The organism is Vibrio sp. TAP-3B (assembly GCF_057784735.1).
The window spans coordinates 245388-265493 of record NZ_CM173496.1; the positions used below are offsets into that span (position 1 = coordinate 245388).

16 protein-coding genes and 2 pseudogenes are annotated in these 20106 nt (G+C 43.2%); 5 read left to right on the forward strand and 13 right to left on the reverse strand.

All coding sequences use genetic code 11. The annotated features are described in order from the left end of the window. Nucleotides 1-139 precede the first annotated feature (139 nt). Nucleotides 140-1666: pseudogene (locus AC3D28_RS15580) on the forward strand (ISNCY family transposase). A gap of 302 nt (nucleotides 1667-1968) precedes the next feature. Here the strand turns inward: AC3D28_RS15580 and AC3D28_RS15585 are convergent. The 10 genes and pseudogenes from AC3D28_RS15585 to yihU all read right to left on the reverse strand — a co-directional run bounded on the left by AC3D28_RS15585 (nucleotide 1969) and on the right by yihU (nucleotide 11396). Next, on the reverse strand, nucleotides 1969-3462 hold the full coding sequence (locus tag AC3D28_RS15585) for a methyl-accepting chemotaxis protein (RefSeq protein WP_098416333.1): 1494 nt from the start codon (nucleotides 3460-3462) through the stop codon (nucleotides 1969-1971). Between the two features lie 28 nt (nucleotides 3463-3490). Continuing rightward, nucleotides 3491-4363 (reverse strand): transporter substrate-binding domain-containing protein, encoded by an 873-nt coding sequence (locus tag AC3D28_RS15590; RefSeq protein WP_218925183.1) that lies wholly within the window; start codon nucleotides 4361-4363, stop codon nucleotides 3491-3493. Between the two features lie 215 nt (nucleotides 4364-4578). After that, nucleotides 4579-4939 (reverse strand): annotated as a pseudogene (locus tag AC3D28_RS15595) (IS30 family transposase); the annotation flags it as partial. Nucleotides 4940-5209: 270 nt separating this feature from the next. Next, nucleotides 5210-5296 (reverse strand): helix-turn-helix domain-containing protein, encoded by an 87-nt coding sequence (locus AC3D28_RS15600; RefSeq protein WP_488536819.1) that lies wholly within the window; start codon nucleotides 5294-5296, stop codon nucleotides 5210-5212. Nucleotides 5297-5470: 174 nt separating this feature from the next. Beyond that, nucleotides 5471-6721, reverse strand: coding sequence for an AGE family epimerase/isomerase (locus AC3D28_RS15605; protein ID WP_098416335.1), 1251 nt, complete (start codon nucleotides 6719-6721; stop codon nucleotides 5471-5473). Between the two features lie 61 nt (nucleotides 6722-6782). Further along, the gene (locus AC3D28_RS15610) at nucleotides 6783-7049 is read right to left on the reverse strand and encodes a PTS sugar transporter subunit IIB (protein WP_098416336.1); all 267 of its coding nucleotides are present in this window, start codon (nucleotides 7047-7049) and stop codon (nucleotides 6783-6785) included. A 78-nt stretch (nucleotides 7050-7127) separates the two neighbouring features. Next, a complete protein-coding gene (locus tag AC3D28_RS15615; RefSeq protein ID WP_098416337.1) occupies nucleotides 7128-8417 on the reverse strand; it encodes a TRAP transporter large permease in 1290 nt (429 codons plus the stop codon). Nucleotides 8418-8429: 12 nt separating this feature from the next. Continuing rightward, nucleotides 8430-9050 carry a TRAP transporter small permease gene (locus AC3D28_RS15620; RefSeq protein ID WP_098416338.1) on the reverse strand — a complete coding sequence of 207 codons (621 nt, stop codon included), beginning with the start codon at nucleotides 9048-9050 and terminating at the stop codon, nucleotides 8430-8432. Between the two features lie 74 nt (nucleotides 9051-9124). Further along, a complete protein-coding gene (locus tag AC3D28_RS15625; protein WP_488536613.1) occupies nucleotides 9125-9988 on the reverse strand; it encodes a class II fructose-bisphosphate aldolase in 864 nt (287 codons plus the stop codon). Between the two features lie 514 nt (nucleotides 9989-10502). Continuing rightward, entirely contained in the window at nucleotides 10503-11396 is an 894-nt protein-coding gene (yihU, locus tag AC3D28_RS15630; RefSeq protein ID WP_098416340.1) for a sulfolactaldehyde 3-reductase, read from the reverse strand. Nucleotides 11397-11610: 214 nt separating this feature from the next. Between yihU and AC3D28_RS15635 the strand changes: the two genes are divergently transcribed. After that, entirely contained in the window at nucleotides 11611-12492 is an 882-nt protein-coding gene (locus AC3D28_RS15635; protein WP_098416341.1) for a PfkB family carbohydrate kinase, read from the forward strand. A 24-nt stretch (nucleotides 12493-12516) separates the two neighbouring features. Next, nucleotides 12517-13275 (forward strand): DeoR/GlpR family DNA-binding transcription regulator, encoded by a 759-nt coding sequence (locus AC3D28_RS15640; RefSeq protein WP_098416342.1) that lies wholly within the window; start codon nucleotides 12517-12519, stop codon nucleotides 13273-13275. An 82-nt stretch (nucleotides 13276-13357) separates the two neighbouring features. Here the strand turns inward: AC3D28_RS15640 and AC3D28_RS15645 are convergent, their stop codons facing one another. The 3 genes from AC3D28_RS15645 to hpfG all read right to left on the reverse strand — a co-directional run bounded on the left by AC3D28_RS15645 (nucleotide 13358) and on the right by hpfG (nucleotide 18013). Further along, the gene (locus tag AC3D28_RS15645) at nucleotides 13358-14419 is read right to left on the reverse strand and encodes an aldose epimerase family protein (protein ID WP_098416343.1); all 1062 of its coding nucleotides are present in this window, start codon (nucleotides 14417-14419) and stop codon (nucleotides 13358-13360) included. Beyond that, nucleotides 14416-15411, reverse strand: a complete 996-nt coding sequence (hpfH, locus tag AC3D28_RS15650) for a (2S)-3-sulfopropanediol dehydratase activating enzyme (protein ID WP_257145764.1) — start codon at nucleotides 15409-15411, stop codon at nucleotides 14416-14418. Before hpfH ends, AC3D28_RS15645 begins: the two co-directional genes overlap by 4 nt. 70 nt (nucleotides 15412-15481) lie before the next feature. Then, nucleotides 15482-18013, reverse strand: a complete 2532-nt coding sequence (gene hpfG / locus AC3D28_RS15655; RefSeq protein WP_488536614.1) for a (2S)-3-sulfopropanediol dehydratase — start codon at nucleotides 18011-18013, stop codon at nucleotides 15482-15484. A 250-nt stretch (nucleotides 18014-18263) separates the two neighbouring features. Between hpfG and AC3D28_RS15660 the strand changes: the two genes are divergently transcribed. Together AC3D28_RS15660 and AC3D28_RS15665 are read left to right on the forward strand one after the other, a co-directional pair. After that, nucleotides 18264-19004 carry a sulfite exporter TauE/SafE family protein gene (locus AC3D28_RS15660; protein WP_488536615.1) on the forward strand — a complete coding sequence of 247 codons (741 nt, stop codon included), beginning with the start codon at nucleotides 18264-18266 and terminating at the stop codon, nucleotides 19002-19004. Between the two features lie 300 nt (nucleotides 19005-19304). Then, nucleotides 19305-20057, forward strand: coding sequence for a hypothetical protein (locus AC3D28_RS15665; RefSeq protein ID WP_488536616.1), 753 nt, complete (start codon nucleotides 19305-19307; stop codon nucleotides 20055-20057). Nucleotides 20058-20106 lie beyond the last annotated feature (49 nt).

Genomic DNA, 20106 nt, shown 5'->3' on the forward strand with positions numbered 1-20106 from the left:
AGTGTGAACACCAAACGACTTTGTCGTATCTTAATTACCAAGCGATTCTGTCGTAGTCGCTAATTACCAAGGGAAATTGACGGTGGTCTTTAACCGTGCTTTTTAAATGTTTACTTTGAACATTTGAGAGGTGCTAAAGATGACCACTATGAACTCCAAAGCTCAGTTGACCGTCGATGTCATTGCTAAAGTAGCCGAAGGTAAGTTAACCATTACCAATGCTACTAACTTCTCAGTAAATCCAGACGGACTGTTGAGCGTTACCTTCAACGGTATCGCAAGGTCAGTATTCAGTTCATCATTCACGGTAACACTGGTAAGGCTCCTGCTAATAAAACCCCTGATAAGCTTAAACAAGAGGTTCGGCGGCTTATCCGTGAAAAGTACTATGACTTAAACCTGCTTAATCTGGCTGACATGCTCGAAGCAAATGAGAACATCGTTGTTAAGCGTGAAACGCTGAGAAGGTGGGCGCATGATATCCACCATGTAAAACGGGCTAAACGCCGAAGAAGTCGAGTTCATAAGCATCGAGAACGGATGGGTGCCTCTGGCCTGATGCTGCAAATGGATGGCAGTCCACACCGTTGGTTTGGCAATAAAAAATCCTGTCTCATTGCCGCTATCGATGATGCCACCAGTGAGTTATTTGCCGAGTTCTTCCCCTCAGAAACAACTGCGGGCTGTTTCAAAGTATTGCGGACGATCATTGAAAAGCGTGGCCTTTTTAAAACGCTGTATGTTGACCGCGCAGGTATCTTTGGTGGCTCTAAGCGAAATAACTTCTCTCAAATGCAGCGGGCGTGCTAAGAGCTGGGTATTGAGATCATCTTCGCTAGCTCTCCTCAGGGCAAAGGTCGAATAAAACGCGCATTCGATACATTGCAAGACAGGCTGATACCTGAATTAAGGTTAAACAATATCAAGGATATGGCTGGTGCAAACAGCTATTTGCAGCATGTGTTTATCCCTCAGTACTGGCACAAGAAACTCACCGTTAAGTCAAAGGCATTGGCCTCGGAATATAAGCCTCTGCCAGCTCACATAAATCTAGATGATATCTGTGTGGCCAAAGTGCATCGTAAAATCCGTAATGATCATACCTTTAGTTATGGCAACAAACTTTACTTCATTGAGTCTCCAATCAAGCACTCGATTGCCCATCAAAAGATAGAAATACGGAATGTCTCCAACGGCAAATTTGACGCTTACTTCGCTGGGCGTCACTTACAAATTAGCGAAGTGGTTGAGCCTACAAAAGCCGCAATAGAAGACATCGAGATACAGAAAAAGCTGGACGTATTAGCGTTAGCGGACAAGCTGGGTAACGTTACCGAAGCCTCTCGCCTTACAGGCGTGTCCAGAGATACCATCTATCGTCATAGGCGATTCGATTGCTCAAAGAAGGAGGCATCGACGCACTAGACGTCAAGAAACACCTAACCTGCGACATAAAAACAGGCCAGACGCAGAGCTAGAAAGCCTTGTCATAGAGTTTAGCTTGCAAAATCCTCACTTGGGTCAGGTCCAAGTCTCACGGCAGTTAAAAGCCAAATACGATGTGGAAATCAGCCCGAATGGCGTCAGGTTGATCTGGTTGAGAGAAAACATGAATACAGCAGCATTGAGGCTGGCGAAATTAGAGCTACTTCCCAAGTCGGCTTGAGTTGCCAACTTGGGAAATCATTGCTAGTGTGACTACGACAAAATCGGTTGGTAGTTATACCGTCAGTCTCCCTTGGTAATCACACTAATACACATGAGAGTTACCCCTTGTTGTCTTTGATTACGGATTAAGCACCTTTAATCAAAGCGGATAACTCTCTTTTTCTCAAATTGAAGTATCAGATCTAGTCCGAACGAATACAAATAATACGTTTTCTTGCTTGTCATGGTTCACCTCGTTAATTATTGTACTCACTTAACTCGGTGTCCAAAATTGCTGGTGCGGAACTGGTTTAATCAACATTAATCGGTTTTAAACTTATTTAAGCCCAGCTTAATCTCTCCACTAAGCTTGTCTAGTTTCTCAGCCACCTCCCCCACGTGAAGCGCGTTCTGAGTGACTTCCTGCGTTGTTGTGTTAATGTTCTCTACTTTCTCGCTAACATCCGCTGCCACTGCGTTTTGCTCTTCAGTTGCCGTAGCCACTTGCGTATTCATGTCAGTGATTACTGAGATATGTTCTAAAATATCAGCTAACGCTTCTAAGGCTCTATCTGACTCTTCTAACGTATATGACAAACGCTCACTCGTTTTGCTCATCTGCTCACCCGCTTGAGTTGATGCAGTCTGTAACTCTCGAATGATTTCCTCTATTTCCTCTGTCGAGTTTTGAGTACGTTGTGCGAGTCCTCTAACTTCATCTGCAACAACCGCAAAGCCACGCCCTTGATCACCTGCTCTCGCGGCCTCGATTGCTGCGTTTAACGCCAGTAAGTTGGTTTGCTCTGCTATTTCTTTAATCACTTCTAATACGGTATTAATATCAGAGCTTTTCTCTCTTAAAGCACCTATCGTAAGTGATGTTTGCTCTATTTGTACACCGAGTTCTTTAACTTCCGACACTGTTTTACTTACTACTGCACTCCCTGAATTAGCCAACTCACTGCACTGTACTGTTTTTTCTGAGGTTTGTACCGCATTACCAGACACCTCTTCAGTCGCACTACTCATCTCATTCAACGCCGTCGCTACTTGTTCTACATCAGCGGACTGACTTTTCATGGATTGGGCATTGATGTGCGCACTTCGCTTTATATCACTTGAGCACACTCCTAAAGAGTTTGCAGAATGCACAATACTTTGAACTAAAGACTGTAGGTGTTCAACAAAACTGTCAAAACTCGTGGCTAAACGCCCAAACTCATCATTTGTTATGATATTGAGTCGCTTAGTCAGATCTCCCCCTCCCTCCGCAATTTCATGAAGCGCCTGTGCAACCTTCTCGACAGGCTTCACAACAAACAGTGAAAGAACTATCCAATTAGTCGCTAGAAGTGCTACTAATAGCGCTCCACCTAGCATTATCAACACGAACTTGAGAGCCTGCAGCAAGCTGTCATTGGCATCCAGACGATATTCTATGGATAGAGCTCCTACCTTTTTATCTTCTCCCCAAAAAACATCCACAATTTGAGAGTTAAGGACATGCTTTGCCGCTGCCTCGTCAGCATTAGCTGTTGCCAAGATTTTACCGCGATGATCGGCTACTTGAATACTTTCAATATGTGGATACACCACAAAAGAATCGATAATATTCGTAATGAGCGCTTGGTCATATGCAAAAACTGGCTCTTGAAGAACGATACTTAGTGTTTGGTTAGTGTCTATGATGTCACTTTGCAAAGATTTATCTAGATAGCCCTTCGCTACATAATATGTCGCCATAAATGCAACTATCATGACCACAAGCGTCACTAATGACAATAGTGCCATCGACTTCTGTTTAATAGAGTTCATTATTCTTTCCTGTTCTTGTTACGCATGCTTACAATTTAGAAACATCAAGCCAAAATTCCTTGCGTTCAAAAGGCGTTTTATCGTGCATGTATGGATTGGGAATACGAAAGACGGTTCTATCTTTTAAGTTAGCTTTCTCTAAGACTTCTTTAATCATTGGATGGTTAAAGAAAAGCTCATCGAAACTACCATCTTGAATTGCCATTTCGAAACCGTTATAAATATCATCATGCAGCGTCTGATTGTCAGGACTAACAAAAAAGTACATTGCGAATGGGTAGACCAACATCACATTCTTATCGATGGTAAGATTCAACTCTGGACGAGAGTCAACTTCACTCCATGGTTCATGGACTGCTCGAGGAAAATAGTCGAACCGCCCGCCTTCCAGCATAGGGAAGAGATTAGAATATTTAATAGTAGTGATGGTGGGGATTTGTGCGGCTTTTAACACTTTCGTATCCCCCCAGAATGTACCTTGACCTGCATCAAAAGCTTTGAGCTGACTCAACGTTTGAATAGATGCAAATTTTCCCTTATCTTCTTGATGGATAATAAATATTCGATGACCTAGAAGCCCTTTTAATATTGGAATGCGCACCGAGAGCATTTGTTCTTCTTTTTCAAGTGTGGCACCAGCCCACATTACGTCAATATTCCCAGCTATAACCTCTCCCATTAAGCGTGCTTCATTATAATATTGACTTGAAGTAATGAACTTCGAATCAGGGCGAGTTTTACTCAATGCCAATTTGAGGATATCGAAGACCATTTCCTCTTTTAACCCCTCCACTTTACGCACGTTTATTGTTTCGGCGTAAGCCAACGGACTAAATGGAACTGTTAATATCGGCAAGACGGAAATTAACATTATCCTTACAACACTAATCTTCAATTTCATACGTTATATTCCAAATAACATTATATTTTTTAACATGCTCTAGTACCTCATTAAACGACATTACCCTCCCATAGAAAATTAAACTTGTTTTCAATTGGAGTTACAACACTGTAAAGAAAACCAAAAATTCCCGAATTCAACTACGAAGTGCGACTTTCGCCAATATCAAGCAGCTAATGCCATTTCTTTAAAGGCAATCGCTGTTTACTTGAAGTCTAAACACTTTTCGGTCGATAATTTTTCCGCGATAAAGCGAATTTAATATCGCTGTCTGTTACCGTTGTTAGATCGGTTACTTTCTTCACATATTGCCTTAAAAGGCCGTTCGTATTCTCATTAAGTACACATAAACCTCCTGCTCCTTTGCGATTATTTCATAACCTGAAAATTCTCTCCCGCTATCTGCTGTGATGGTATGGACATGCTCCTTATGAGGCATGAGTACCTCTATTGTTGCTTTGGTGACATAATCCACTGACTTGAATGAGACTTTCTTTACCACGTAAATCGTGTTTTACGCTCTAAAATCGTCACCATAACGCTAGTGCCGTGCTTGCTTAATGCAGTGTCGATTTCTCAATCACAAGATCGCTTCTTGCCTCAGGTGGCGATATAACTTACCACCAAAGCGTCTATCCTACCCAATAAGTCGCTAGTTCCACTCATGGTTGACTGGCGCACCGACCTACGTTAATACATTGGGTATCTGCTCAGGATTCCATCCATTTCCAAAGGAGACGGATAAAGTCAACATGTTCCTGTGGGTGCGGTACTTACATGTAGATTTGCGATTTTGATTGATAACATCTGAGCTTCGTCTGGGCAGTAATGGCTCCATTTAAGCTCTCAATACACCGTAGAGCGATGGCAATGAACTGTTTTAGCTATTTCAGAAACCGAAATCCCCCGTTCCAGAAGATAAAAACCTAGCACCTTCTGCCCTCAGTCAACTGCTGATAATTAATGGTAGTACTGCTTGTTTCTTTTGCGAGAAGAGCATACAACTTTCAGTATTTGGCTTCCTCTCCTATACCGCCCCATGAATGTCGCATTTATTATCTGAAACCGAGGGCCAGCCTATAACACTATAAGTGACCCTATAAAAAACTATTTACATTGTGAATCCAACAATCCACTTGATAATGCAGGTGCTAAACCTGGAGTCAATGGCAATCGAGGAATCAATAAACAATGCATGAGGTGGTAGATATCTTGCTTTCCGTCCCAAACTACGCTTGTTCCCGCTTGGTTGTTGACATCGAGCTCTTGCCACCATGAACAGCCTTCGTAGTCGATTAGATAAGTACGACAGTAATCCCACCAAGTACGGTACCAATCCTCATATTTCTTGTCACCGGTGACGGTATAAAGTGCGTAAGCCGTACCAATAGCTTCAACAGGTGCCCAGCGAATACGTTCACGGACAACTGGGTTACCTTCCCAGCCAACAGAGTAAACAAAGCCTGGCGCTCCGTCCACATACCAAGCATCTCGCACTGTCGCATCAAATAACCCAATAGCGTCCTCTAGCAGCCAATCTGGGCAGTAATCACCTATCTCTTGCAACGTTGCGCGCAAATGACAGATCAGACGTCCCCACTCGATCCAGTGCCCAGGAGTACCACCGTATGCTCGAAAATGACTCGCCGGAGTTTCTTTATTGTAATCAGGCAGTGGGTTCCAATCCGAGTCAAAGTGCTCGTTTACTCTATAGTTCAGACTTTTCGCAGTTTTGTTGATCATAAACTCGGTGATATTCAATGCACGATCTAGCCACTTTTTGTCTTTGGTTACATCATAAACAATCAGAAACGCTTCAACCGAGTGCATCGCCATGTTGCCGCCACGATAGTCTTCGGTTTCAGTCCAAGCTTGATCCCAAGACTCGAAACACATCTGTTTTTCTTCTACCCAAAAATGGTTTTCGTAAACATTGATGGCTTCATCCAATAGAGCCTGTGCACGTGGGTGTCCTGTAGTGACCGCGCTTGCAGCACCCAACAGGACAAAAGCGTGTTGGTAGCCTTGCTTTGACGAGTCCATGATGCCACCTCCTTCGTTCTCGATAGTCGCGAACCAACCTCCGTGAGTTTTATCTTTCAAAGGCCCTTCAAGTGCAGCGATGCCATGTTCAACCAGATCGTAAGCACCTGGGCGTCCCATATGAGCGGCTAGCGCGTAGCAGTGAAGCATACGAGCCGTAATCCAAAGACGAGTCCCCATCTCTTCGCGAACATTACCGTTGTTGCCAATCCAGCCAAAGCCATTTGGTACAACCGAATTGCGTCCAAACTCAAAAATACGGTCGGTTTCAGTCTCTAACCAGAAAGCGTGAGAACGAGTGTTTATCCATTTCATTTCAACGTTACCTTTTGTCAATCTAATTTTATAATTTGAAGCTAGCGTGAAGCGTTGCTTCTCAACATTCCGCTTGATTTCTTAATTCATCAGCCAAGTTATGAACATCAAAGAATACCACTTGGATTTGGTTTTCAGGAAGGCGAATAAAACCTAGAGCTCCTTGGCGAAGAAGCATCTTTTCGTCTACCGCACCCATGTCTTTTACTTGAATTCGCAGACGTGTTGCACAGTTATCAATATTCCCTTCAGCGATGTTTGCGATGCCACCAAGCGCTCCCAATATCTTTTGTGCTTTCACTTGTAAATTACCTTTGTCATTAATCACTTAATTTCTCCTGATTCTTGAGTCGCGACACTTAAGTAGAAGTCAAGTACCACGCATAAAGGCTTGCTGTAAAACTAACTACATAATGCCCACTAGCTGCGGTAATCCGATAACCAGTTGTGGAAAACACGACACGATGAAAATCAACGCGATTTCGACCATTAGGAAAGGAATGATCTTGCGAGAGATTTCCGATACCGAAACTTTAGATACACCTGACGCTACAAACAGCACGAGTCCCATTGGAGGCGTTGCTAGACCAATAGATAGGTTTGCACACATCACCACACCAAAGTGAACCGGGTCGATACCAGCGTTAATCATGATTGGAGCGAAGATTGGAGCGAAAATAAGAATCGCGGGACCTGCATCCAAGAACATACCGATGATGAACAACAATACGTTGATAATCGCGAACAGAAGGTACGGGTTATCGGTGATTCCGTTCATGAAATCCGCAACCATATTCGAAACGCCAGACAGACTGATCAGTGATGCGAAGCCACTTGCTGCTGCAACAATGATAAGAATCGAAGCAGCATTCACTGCAACTTTGGCAAATAGCGCATAGGTCGCTTTAACATTCGTTACTTTGATAATGAACAGTGAAACTGCAATCGCATACGCTACCGCAACTGCTGCGGCTTCAGTTGGCGTAAAGATACCACCGTAAATACCGCCAAGAATAATAACTGGGGTAAGCAATGGAAGCATAGCAAGACGGAAAGCTTGCTTACGTTCCATAGCAGGCGCACGTTCCATCGGTTTTACATTTGGGTATTTACGAATCTGGTATCGGTTCATAATCATCAGACCGATACAAAAAATGATACCTGGAGTAACACCAGCCAAGAACATTGCCGCTACAGAGGTGTTCATAACAAATGCGTACAGCAGCATTATCCCTGATGGCGGAATGATGTTACCTAGCACTGTAGCTGCTGCAGTCAACGCCGCCGAGTAGCCAGTATCGTACTTATACTTCTTCATTTCAGGGATCAACATACCGCCAATCGCTGAGGTCGCTGCTACCGCCGAGCCAGTTAACGCTCCAAAAATGGTTGCAGCAAGGATAACTACGTGACCAAGACCGCCACGAAAGTGTTGTACCATAGTTTGCGCGAAAGCGATGATGCGCGGTGTGATACCACCAGCAGTCATACACTCACCTGCCAGCATAAAAAACGGCAGAGCTAGTAATAGGAAGCTGTCTAATCCCGAGTACAAACGCTGATAAAGCATGTTGGCAAACAGCATCTGATCACTTTGAAACAGAGTGATCATAGGTGATAGGCCCAGCGTAAACAAAACTGGAACACCAATGATCAATAGAATCATAAAGTAGAGTAAGAAAATTGGAGAAACCATTATAACACCCTCTTAAGCCGCAGTTTCTGGTTCAAATGACTGCTTTTGCTCTTGCGCTTGCTCCGGTGCTTCTTCAGCAGCAGGCGCTTCAAATAGTTCAGCTGTCTTAGCTGTATGAGACACGTCTTCGAAATCGCCCAATATACCTCGAATCGATGCGAGAGATTTTTGAAGAGCGTAAAGGATGGTCAACCCCATCATTACAGGTGGGATGATGTACACATAAAACATAGGAATAGGCAGACTATCCGCCATTACTGAACCTGTTTGGAAGAAATTCCAACCAAACTTGATCCACACAGCGAACACCAAAATTGCAGAAATATGCGCCAGTAAAGTGAGGAAGGAAAAGCACCTAGGCGCTTTTTTCTCTAAGATCTCGGTGACAAAAGTCATGGCGATATTTTTGTCTGTTAGATAAACAAACGGCAAACATAGATAAGTCATATAAATCATCAAAAATCTTGATGATTCATCAGTCCAGCTTAGTGGGATATTGAGTATGTAACGGAATAAGACTTGCGTCACGACTATTACTGTCATGACAAGCAGCAAAATACCGGCTACATGACGTAATACCTTAGATAACGGCGTTGTTATCGCGTTCAGTACATTTTCGATGGCTCTTAACATAGAATCACCATTATTGGATTAGAAAATAATTGGGTGCCGCTTATGCAGCACCAAAATCTGTGACTTTATTATGATTATTTTGCTTTACCGTTAGAGCCGAATAAACGGATCTTGTGTTGCACCACTTCTTTCATTGAATCAATACCTGTGTTCATAACATCTGCAAGAATGTAATCTGTTGCGTTTTCCTTCCAGTGAGCTTGAACACCGTTGAGAAAACCTTGGCGAAGTTCAGTATCTACATTGATCTTTGCTACTCCACGCTTAACCGCTTCAACAACTTGATCATCAGGCACGCCTGAACCACCATGAAGAACAATAGGCTTCTTCACCGCAGCTTTAATTTCAGATAAACGATCAAACTTCAGTTCAGGCGTTGTTTTGTATACACCATGGGCAGTACCAATAGATACAGCTAAGTAATCTACACCTGTGCGTTCAGAGAAATCGAGAGCCTCTTTAACAGTTGTGATCATGGCATCTTTCTCGTCTACAGTAATATCGTCTTCTGTGCCACCTATCTTACCAATCTCACCCTCTGCACCTAAACCAAGCGCATTTGCAACCTCTACCACAGCTTTAGTAATACGGATGTTGTCTTCAAATGACAGTGCTGAACCATCAAACATTAGTGACTGAAAATCACGAGTTGCAGCTTCCATACACTGCTCAAACTTACGGCTGTGATCCAGATGGATACAGATAGGTACCGTAATTTGGTGATGTTGAATCAACGAATCCACAGCATCACGCAGTGGCTTCATTCCCATCTCATTAATCGCTTTTTGACCAATCTGTATCATGATTGGAGACTGCTCTTCTTCCGCAGCCAATAGAACTGCTTTGATAGTTTCTAGGTTATGTGCTGTAAAAGCGCCAATAGCGTAACCGCTATTCCACGCTTCTTGAATCATTGTTTTACCTGATACGTAAGGCATTGTGCTTATCCCCTAAGGTTAAATGTGTCTAATCGACTATTGTTTCGTTTAATATAAAGTACCAATCTAACTTGTCTGTTTCTGTTAGCTAGATAACACTTAATGTCCACAAAACTACATAAATTACCATTAATGTACACGAGATCACAAAACACATAAAAAGTGTGGTTTATGCGTACTAGATTAATCGAGTGAATAAGATTCCACTGCTGTAAGTAGACACGAAAACCCTACTCAGCACTGATACAACCAACAGAGAGAATATGCAATAAGAATAAAAATCAGATACATAGAAAGAAACCACTATTACAATCCCAATACATTTATATAAGTAACCCTTTCCTATGACGTTTTCATTGGCGCATAAAAAAGACCCTACTTCAAAGAAAATGAAGTAGGGTTAACATAGAGTTTTGTAAAATCACTCCCTTCATAAGGTTAGGAGTGAAAAACGAAGTCCTGAATGTCAATTGTTGTTGAATAATCTCCATTCAAATGGCTGTGACATGGTGAATTACTTAATTTTTGACTCTAAACCAGACGTAACACGCAGTTGTTCCAGAACGGATGTCCAGTCTTGACGCCCACGACCAGCGGCACGCGTAATACTGTACAACTCACGTGAAGCTGCTCCACATGGCATTGGAACATTAACTTGGTTTGCGAGCTCAAGAGCAATGCCTAAATCTTTGTGCGCAAGGTCCACCATGAACACCGGAGACAAGTCACCAGCAAGAACTTTACCCGGCCAAGTTGTGGTGAAATGACCTTTGCCAGCTGGTGTTCCGCTCATGACTTTCATCGCCGTTTCCCATTCAAGACCAACCGCCTCAGCAAGGGTTGCAGCTTCTGCCGACAACGCATTAAGAGCAATGCTCATGTAGTTGTTGATGATTTTGACACGGATGCCTTTACCCGCTCCACCACAGTCAACCGTTTCATTCCCCATGCAATCAAATAACGGCTGTGATCGTTCAATTTGTTCTGGAGAACCACCCGCCATGATAAGTAACTCGCCTTTTACTGCGTGTTCGGAGGTGCGGCCCACTGGCGCCTCCATCATAGAAAAGCCTTTATCACTCACTTCCTTGATTAACGTATCCGTTTCAAGAGGGTGAATGGTCGACATATCGATTAATAGTGCATTTTTGTCTAGTGTAGAAAGGACACCTTCGTCATCGAGAATAACCTTCTTCACTAAAGCACCGTTCGGTAGCATAGTAACGACAAACTCTGAATCGATAGCTGCGTCCGCCGGTGATTTGCAAGCTGTCGCACCGTTCTCCACAAGCTGTTCAACTGCAGCTTTGTTGATGTCAAACACCTTCAAAGAATGACCACCTTTGATCAAATTTAGTACCATTGGTGTACCCATCTGACCTAAACCAATAAACCCAATCGTCGACATTTCAAATTCCTTCACATTAATGGTTAATTGGCGCCTAATATAAACACTAATCTCATCGACAACCGATACAAATGTCACATTTTGTTGTTTTATGTCCATTTTGTTTTTTTTGTGATTACAGTCCCAATCAAAAGTTCAAATTATCAATATACTGACCTGCATACTTTGCAGCTAAGCAGAATAACAACCTAGATTACAAACAAAGAGAAGAATCATGACAATCGCATGTGTAGGCATTACAGTACTCGACAGAATTCAACGTGTAGATAACTTACCCACAACAGGTGGTAAATATGTCGCTAAAGATTATTTCGAAGTTGGTGGAGGCCCTGCTGCTACAGCTGCGGTAGCCGTCGCTCGACTTGGTCATAGCGTCGACTTCATCGGCCGAGTTGGTCAAGATAGCGTTGCTGATACCTTACTCTCTGAGCTCAGTAGTTACGGCGTTAATGTCGATAAAATGGTACACATTCCTAACGCATCATCTGCGTTTTCAGCCGTTTTAGTTGATGACGAAGGTGAACGGATGATCATTAACTACCAAGACAAATCTCTCAGTCGTGACCCAAAATCGCTTCAGCATATCGACTTTTCTCAATACGAAACCATTTTAACCGACGTTCGCTGGCCTGAAGGTGCCAAATACGCACTAGAGCAATCAAAAAAATACAATATTTCTTCTGTCTTAGATGCAGACATTGCCCCCGACACGATTGACGACCTGGTTAAACTTGCTGATCATGTCGCTTTTTCAGCGCCAGGTTTAGAGAAATTCACGGGAACTAATGACCCAATTGAAGGTTTAAAACTTGCTCAAAAACAAACAGATGGTAAAATTTATGTTACTGTAGGCTCAAAAGGTTGCTATTGGTTAGAGGGCGATAAAATTTGCCACGAGCCAGTGATTAAGGTAAATGTCGTAGATACAACAGGTGCTGGTGATGTTTTCCATGGCGCTTTAGCGGTCGCGGTAGCAGAATCTAAACAAAGTCGTGACTCTATTGTTTTCTCCAATATGGTTGCCGCGTTAAAATGTACCAAAAGAGGTGGTCGAGAAGGAATCCCGACTAGGTTAGAAGTCGATCAAAAACTATAAAAATAAACAAAGCGAAAGATTGAAGTGACTAATCCCAGACAAGATAAGCTAATTAAGCTCGTTAACGACAAAGGCTATTACAGTGTAGAAGAACTTGCAGAACTGCTTGATGTTTCTACGCAGACCATTCGGCGCGATATCAAGAAACTCAACAATGACAGGCTGGTGATTCGTCATCATGGAGGCGCAAGTTCTCCTGCGACTAAGAACAACCTTGATTACGAAGTTCGCAAGGTATCTGACACCGAGCAAAAGCACGCTATTGGTAAAGCAATAGCTGACTTGATCCCCGATAATTCAACCGTGTTTATTACGATAGGTACAACCGCTGAAGTTATCGCAAGTCATTTGGCAAAAAAAAGTAATTTGCAAGTCATCACTAATAGCCTTCGTGTTGCCAGCGTTTTGCATACCAATAAGTCTATTGATGTTTTGATTCCAAGCGGAAAAATTAAAGCGTTCAACGGTGGCATTGTTAGCACTGAAGCAATGGACTTTATCTCGAACTTCCGCTTTGATTATCTAGTCACCAGCGCAGCTTCTGTTGATGTTGATGGTACTCTACTCGAATACGACCTTAATGAGACAATGATTACCCAAACGGTGATGAAGTCAGCACGCAACGTATTAGTCGCAATGGACTCTAGCAAGTTTATTCCGAAAGGTTCGATCACTTTGGCCAATATCAAAGATGTCACTTACTTCCTAACCGATAAAAAGCCAAGCCCTTCTATTGAAGCAGCGGCTAAACAAGGTGACACCAAGTTAGTCATTTGCACTTAACAATCCGAATACTCTATACTCTGATGTTTAAACGGCTTGTTATACAAGCCGTTTTTATTTTGCGTAAAACAAGCGGCACCGCTCACTTCACTGAAAATCGGTGTATAGTCTTCTCTTGGTACACATCGCCCGGATTCAAACGCGTCGAAGGAAAATGGCCTTTATTCGGGCTATCAGGAAAATGTTGGGTCTCTAGACACATGCCATGACAAGATTCATAGCGCTCACCGTGGCGACCAACCCAGTGCTTATTGGATAGCTTAAATCCATTGTAAAACTGGACACCAGGCTGGGTGGTTAATACCGTCATCATACGACCGCTATTAGGTTCATACAATTCAGCAGCATACTTGTACTCCCCTTCAACCTTAGAGCCATCGAGTACTAGATTGTGGTCAAAACCACCATTGGGCATGCTCGTTTTGTTGTCAGCTATGCGCCTCGTCTCGGTAAAGTCGAGGCCTGATCCAAGAACGCTACGTATTTCACCTGTAGGAATAGAGTTCTCATCAACAGGTGTGTAGAAGTTGGCATAGAGTCTTAAGTCATGACCATCGACGCTTCCTGAATCGTGCCCGCCTAAGTTGTAATAGCTGTGGTTACACAGGTTGACGACTGTAGGCGTATCAGTGGTCGCTTTGAAGTTGAAGTGAACTCGGTTGCTTTCATCCAAACCTACGGAATGCGTGACGACCAAATTGCCACCGTAACCAGATTCACCATCGGTCGACACTCGGCTAAAGTGGATGAAAATCGCGTCTTGTCGCTCTTCAATAGCGAAATCCCAAACGTACTTATCGAATCCATTGCTACCCCCGTGCAGGTGTTGCCCTGTTGGCAGCTCATTGGTTTCCAACTCAAATGACTCACCATCTAGCTTATAACATCCATTCTCAATGCGGTTCGCATAGCGACCGGCGACGGCACCAAAAAACGGATGGCCTTGCAGATATTTGTCTAGACTTTCATAACCAAGCACTACATCCGCTCTCTGGCCTTGCCGATCAGGAACCTCAAGAGAAGTTACAATACAACCATAGTTTGTGACTGCTAAGCTGAGTCCTTGACTGTTTTCGAGGGTAAAGAGTTGTACAGGTGTCGACTGCCCTGCGACCTCGCCCCAGTTCTGTTGTTTTAGTTTCACGTTATTGCCTCATAGTTATTATCTTTTTCCGTCTGTCGGGCTTCTTCTTGCTCCTTTGTCCCAACGACACAGCGAATTCCGCGTTGATTAAAATAGTCGGCAATGTTGCCAACTCGCTGTTGAAATTCATGGCGGTCGAAACTGAGATCGCGCATCTTGTACTCAAGTCCTAACGACTGGTATTTCTCCTCGCCTAAACGCATAAAGCTCAAGAGCTGTACTACCTTTACTCGACCATTCAGCTCACGCTCAATAAAGTCCGCGGTGGCTGATATGTTGGCGTCATCTTCGTTGATAGTCGGGATAACAGGGATTCTAAGTATTAGATCCTTATCGGCAGCCACGAGCAGTTTTAAGTTACGTAGTATTTTGCGGTTTTCGACGCCAGTGTGGCGTTTATGAGCTTGACCATCCATCAGCTTAATATCTGAAATAACTAAATCCGTGTAGGGAAGCACTTGTTCAATACGATTCCAGTTAGCATAGAAACTGGATTCCAAACAGGTATGAATATCCTCCTGCTTACAAGCCTTAAATAGTTCTCGCACAAAGCAGCTTTGTAGCAGAGGTTCTCCACCGGACATAGTTACGCCACCGCCAGAGCGGTCATAGAAGCCGCGATCTTTTCTAATCAGCGCCATGCAATCATCAACCGACATTAGCTGACCCCACTGCTTAATCGCCTCTGAAGGGCACTCTTCTACACAGTTCAAACACCCGTTACACAAATTGCGATCAACCTGAGATAAAGTAGCATCTGAGTAGATCAACATGTCACTGTTTGGGCAGACATCTTGGCAAGACCCACAGTGCTCGGTGGATATACATTTGTTTTGAAACACCCCAACCTCAATACGACGATTGAAGCTTTCGGGGTTTCCACACCAATCACAACGTAGCGGACAACCTTTTAGAAATATTTCGGTACGAATACCGGGGCCATCATGCAGCGTAAATCGTTGTATATTGAGAACCTTGGCTAGATCTGACACGTTTACCTCTAACTTGTTAAACATCCCTTCATGGCTTCAACACCCTGTGTGGAAGCCATGAAAAGCCTCATTAAAACCTAAGTTCGGTACGTTGAATCAAGTCATCCTGTAGTGGCTTACCCAGCTCGACGAAATAGGCACTATAGCCGGCCACACGTACTAGCATATCTTTGTAGAGCTCTGGGTTCTTTTGCGCCGCTCGCATCTTCTCTGAGCTCATGATGTTGAACTGGACATGCATCCCTTGTTTATTGATGTACTCATCGACAAAATTGACCAAGATATCGCGCCCCTCAACCCCAGATACCACATCTTCCGGGAAACGAAGGTTGAGCAGTGTTCCGTTAGTCGCCAAGCTGTGATCAACTTTTGTCACTGAGTTAATTACTGCTGTTGGACCTTGAGTATCATGCGATCCCCCCGCTGTATGCACTGGTCCCATGTTGTCTGAAATCGGCTCACCATTTTTACGACCATCGAGTGATGCGTTGGTGTATAACCCCATCCCCACATTGGCATTAACGGTATACACGCCAGGGCTAAATTTACCCCCACGCGGGTTTTTGCGCCCTTTGATGTGGCGGCAGTAGCACTCAAACATAAACGCAAACAGTTCATCTACTTCATCAATATCATTACCATAATGAGGAATTTTAGAACTATTCACCAATGCGTAAAGCTTTTGGTGACCATCCCAGTTATCTCTTATTGCGTCTAGCAATTGCTTACCCGTATACTTTCGGTCATCAAACATCAACTTCTTGATGGTTGCAAGTGAATCGGCACACGTTGCAATACCCGCAGCCTGTGGTGCAGTACCATTGTATTTCGCACCGCCAAACGTCATATCTTTACCTGACTCAATGCAGCCTTCGAAGAAGGCAGAAATGTAAGGTGTGGGCTTAATCATTCTATGCATTTTGTCCGTCACGTTTAGGCAACTACACAATTGATCGCACCAATAGGCAAACTGTTTATCAACGCTCTCTAGTACCTCTTCAAATGTTCGATAAGTTTCTAAACTACCGGTATCAGGACCCAACTGCATTCCCGCATTAGGACCGGATAAAACTCGCCCGCCGTTGATCACCATCTCCATCATCTTGGCAGTGTTTACATAACCAGCATCTAACCATCCATGTTCTTTTCCAGGGATGGTCGGCTCAACACAACCGACTACGGCATAATTGCGCGCTTCTTCAAGAGATACTCCTTTACTGAACATTGCCTTAATTGCTGGACCGTCATTAAACAGCTTAGGATGCCCATAGCCTGCACGAACACATTCGATGGTCTTTATTTTCAGTTCGTACGGGGTGTTTTCGTGCATGCGCAAGCACACCCAAGGGTTCATCATGCGGGTGTGAACAGACGCCTCCAACATCAGCATGGTGAGATCGTTAGTCGCATCGTTGCCCTGCTCATCAACACCACCGATAGTTAAACTCTCCCCTCCAAAGCCACGACCATTTCGGACTTTGACTGTGCCCTTATCTTTTAACTTAGTTGGGTTGTTCATCTTGACGTAAAGCACTTCGAGCACTTCTAGAACAAAGGCTTTAGAGACATTATTTTCGACTACATCTCGGGTATAAAATGGCAACATCCATTGATCCATACGCCCGTAGGAGATCGAGTGACCATTGCCTTCTATTTGGGTCATAGTTACAGCGAAGTTGAACAACTGAGCCGCTTGCCAGAAACTTTGAGGAGCTCCGCCTGCAATTTGATAACAGTTGGCAGAAATGGCTTGGAGTTCTTTTTTACGCATTTCATTTGTTTCAGAAAATGCCATATCTTCCGCAAGCAGTGCGTAACGTGTGATGTACTTGACCGCGGCTTCAAGGGTTATGATTGTCGCTTTGTAGTAATCACGTTTATCACTATAGTCAGGATCTTGTTTAGACAGTTGAGCGAACGCCTCTGTCGTTTGTTGTAACACTCCGTTATAACCAAGAGTCATTAGTTTTTCGAAGTCCATCGCAAAGTGACCAATGCCAGCAAAGTGATAGTTGTTAGTTTGAAAAACCTTTTCCCCAACATGTGACCCTTTCTTTTGGTCATCATTAAGGTGAGCAGTAATAAACTCATTGGCACTTTTTCCCTTCCAATATTTACACAACTCAAGAATTTCGGCTCGGTCTTGCTCACTACGAATGTAAAACTGGTCGTTAGCACGCTCTTCAAATGGTGAATTTAATATCTCATCAATAATCCAATCGACTGAAAACTCTGGGTAGATCGGTGACGCTTTAGCAGGAGCGGCTATCTCCCCCAAAATTAAGTCATCTGAGTAGACGTGCAAGGTGCTGTTGAGCAGGATGTTTTCAAATGCATAAGCACATTGTAGAATTTTCGGCATCGACTCACTATGCTTGTACGACTCAGTAACCAAGCGTAGCCTTTCAACATCAATTTCATACGGTCTATCAAGAAACGTTTGACGCAATCTATTCACGCGCGGGAATGGTGACCAGTCTTCATGACCAACTTCGTAACCAAGCCCATACACTTTATCGAACTCTTCGATTCCCCTTGCGTCTGTATGCAGCCTTGCGTTTAACCCATACAAGTTCTCTTTTTGTGCTTGGAAATTATCCATCACTAACCTCATCAAAATTTGAAATCAAAATGCCGATACGCAATCCATAAATTGACGCATTGGCATTCTGACCCGTCAACAAGCCTATTCATGAGTAGTTATTATACGAAAGAGATAAAACTCAACCGAGATGACGGTCACGAACCGAAACTAAAAATACAAAAAACAACAAAATGTGACACGCACAATGGCAATTAATTTCAATAAGTCTATAGTGAGCCTTCATTTAATTAGATCAGAAAATAGACGCATGGACACTACGATAATATTTATTTCGATGATCATAGCTTTAGCCGGGTTTACTCAAGGTTTGACTGGCTTTGGCTCTGCACTCGTCTCCGTACCACTGCTATCAATGATAGTGGAAGCTCAAACTGCGGTTCCTATTGCGGGGATTTTTGGTTGGCTAGTGACGTTGCCTGTAGTGTGGAAAATGCGACACTCTATCCAACGTCAAACAGGTTTGATCTTGTTTGCAGGTTCAATTCCAGCCTCTTTTGTCGGTGCAAAACTGCTTGCAACCATGCCGTCACAATACATTCTGTTGACAATGGGTATTGTACTTGTGCTATCGAGCCTACATTCGATGATATCTACTAAGCCTCTGTTTAAAAAGACCTCTGTACCTATCACGGTTGGAGCAGGTTTTACCTCAGGCGTGCTAGGAGCAAGTGTTGGCGAGTCGGGACCACCAGTAATTGCCTATACCTCAATGCAACCATGGACAGCGGATCAAACTAAATCAACACTCGCCTTCTTTTTTATGCTGCAAATGATCGGAGCGAACATCAGCTTCTGGAATGAAGGTTTGATCACCGACGCGGTCGTCTCGCATGTTATCTCCGCCCTACCTGCGTTTGCTGTAGGTTTAGCTGGCGGCATGATCGGCTACCACTACTTGCAGAAGTATAAAATTGACTATCACAAAATCGTCCACATCTTCTTGCTGTTCCTCGGCTGTATGCTGGCGTTCAAAAATGTCAGTTTTTAGACATTTAGAATAACATACGTACCTATAACTCTACCTCATAGCAGTTTATCCAACATAGTCACCGTCGCTCTGGAGCTTAATCTAAGGTCTATGCGCCAAAAAGGCAGTGTGAATCGACACTGCCTTTTTAAATCCTCACATATACCTTGGAAATTAAGTTAAGACTTAAATTGACTTCCTCAGCACAGTTGCACCTAATTCGTATTAACTATACATTCCAGTCAACTAAGTGAATGTTTTTAAGCAATTGATAAACATAACAATTAAACTATGAGAATTGAATTTGGAGAGTCAAAGTAAATGCAGGAGCTAATAAAAAAAGGGAAGAAAGCCATTGGCGTAATTGATCGCTATTGGAATATAATAACTGCTAAGTTTTGGAGATCGCCCCTCGGCTCAATCATTGCTTTCTTACCCTTTGTATGCGGCTTAGGACTTACCTCTATCGGCCTGTTCCGACTTTGGCAGGGCTTCGAAGTCATTGTCATTATCTGGTATTTGTCATTTACCTCTTTCTGTATCGCCTGGAAGTTAAGAAAGGTCACTGGTTTTATCCTAAAGCGACCGACTATAAAAGGTAAAATGATGAAGAAGGTCGTTGCCTGGATAATCAAGTTGCTTCCTGATTATCAACAACCGATAGCTGATAATGCAGTAAAGAAACACAACAAAATCAAGCGCAATTTAGGAGCGATCTCACTAATTACCGCCTTACTCTCAACTTTCTTTTGTCTTTTCGAAGCTCTCTACAACACTGATCCGAACGCCGCCATCAGAAAGTTCTTCTCACTCCCCTTTGTCCTCAACCTAGGGTCAGTACTCTATATTACCTTCATCGATGATATTGCTTTTTCATTCCTTATTGATGATTACTCTATCGACGCGACAATAAATAAAGATAGTTCCAACCTTGTACTAAAGGATGAAGACACGAGTATTAAGTTTTCTACAACCGAGTCAAAAACTTCAGGAACAGTATCTAACAGTGATGGAAGTAAAATCGAAATGACTGCAGATGAAGAAAAATTGAGGTCGACATTGAGGAATAGATAAAAAATAAAGCCCTACATAATCGTAGGGCTTTATTTTAGTTATGATTCCA

Coding starts and splice junctions, on each gene's coding strand:
- AC3D28_RS15585 (WP_098416333.1), bottom strand. CDS start 3,462: ATGAACTCTATTAAACAGAAGTCGATGGCACTATTGTCATTAGTGACG.
- AC3D28_RS15590 (WP_218925183.1), bottom strand. CDS start 4,363: ATGAAATTGAAGATTAGTGTTGTAAGGATAATGTTAATTTCCGTCTTG.
- AC3D28_RS15605 (WP_098416335.1), bottom strand. CDS start 6,721: ATGAAATGGATAAACACTCGTTCTCACGCTTTCTGGTTAGAGACTGAA.
- AC3D28_RS15615 (WP_098416337.1), bottom strand. CDS start 8,417: ATGGTTTCTCCAATTTTCTTACTCTACTTTATGATTCTATTGATCATT.
- AC3D28_RS15620 (WP_098416338.1), bottom strand. CDS start 9,050: ATGTTAAGAGCCATCGAAAATGTACTGAACGCGATAACAACGCCGTTA.
- AC3D28_RS15625 (WP_488536613.1), bottom strand. CDS start 9,988: ATGCCTTACGTATCAGGTAAAACAATGATTCAAGAAGCGTGGAATAGC.
- yihU (WP_098416340.1), bottom strand. CDS start 11,396: ATGTCGACGATTGGGTTTATTGGTTTAGGTCAGATGGGTACACCAATG.
- AC3D28_RS15635 (WP_098416341.1), top strand. CDS start 11,611: ATGACAATCGCATGTGTAGGCATTACAGTACTCGACAGAATTCAACGT.
- hpfG (WP_488536614.1), bottom strand. CDS start 18,013: ATGGATAATTTCCAAGCACAAAAAGAGAACTTGTATGGGTTAAACGCA.
- AC3D28_RS15660 (WP_488536615.1), top strand. CDS start 18,264: ATGGACACTACGATAATATTTATTTCGATGATCATAGCTTTAGCCGGG.
- AC3D28_RS15665 (WP_488536616.1), top strand. CDS start 19,305: ATGCAGGAGCTAATAAAAAAAGGGAAGAAAGCCATTGGCGTAATTGAT.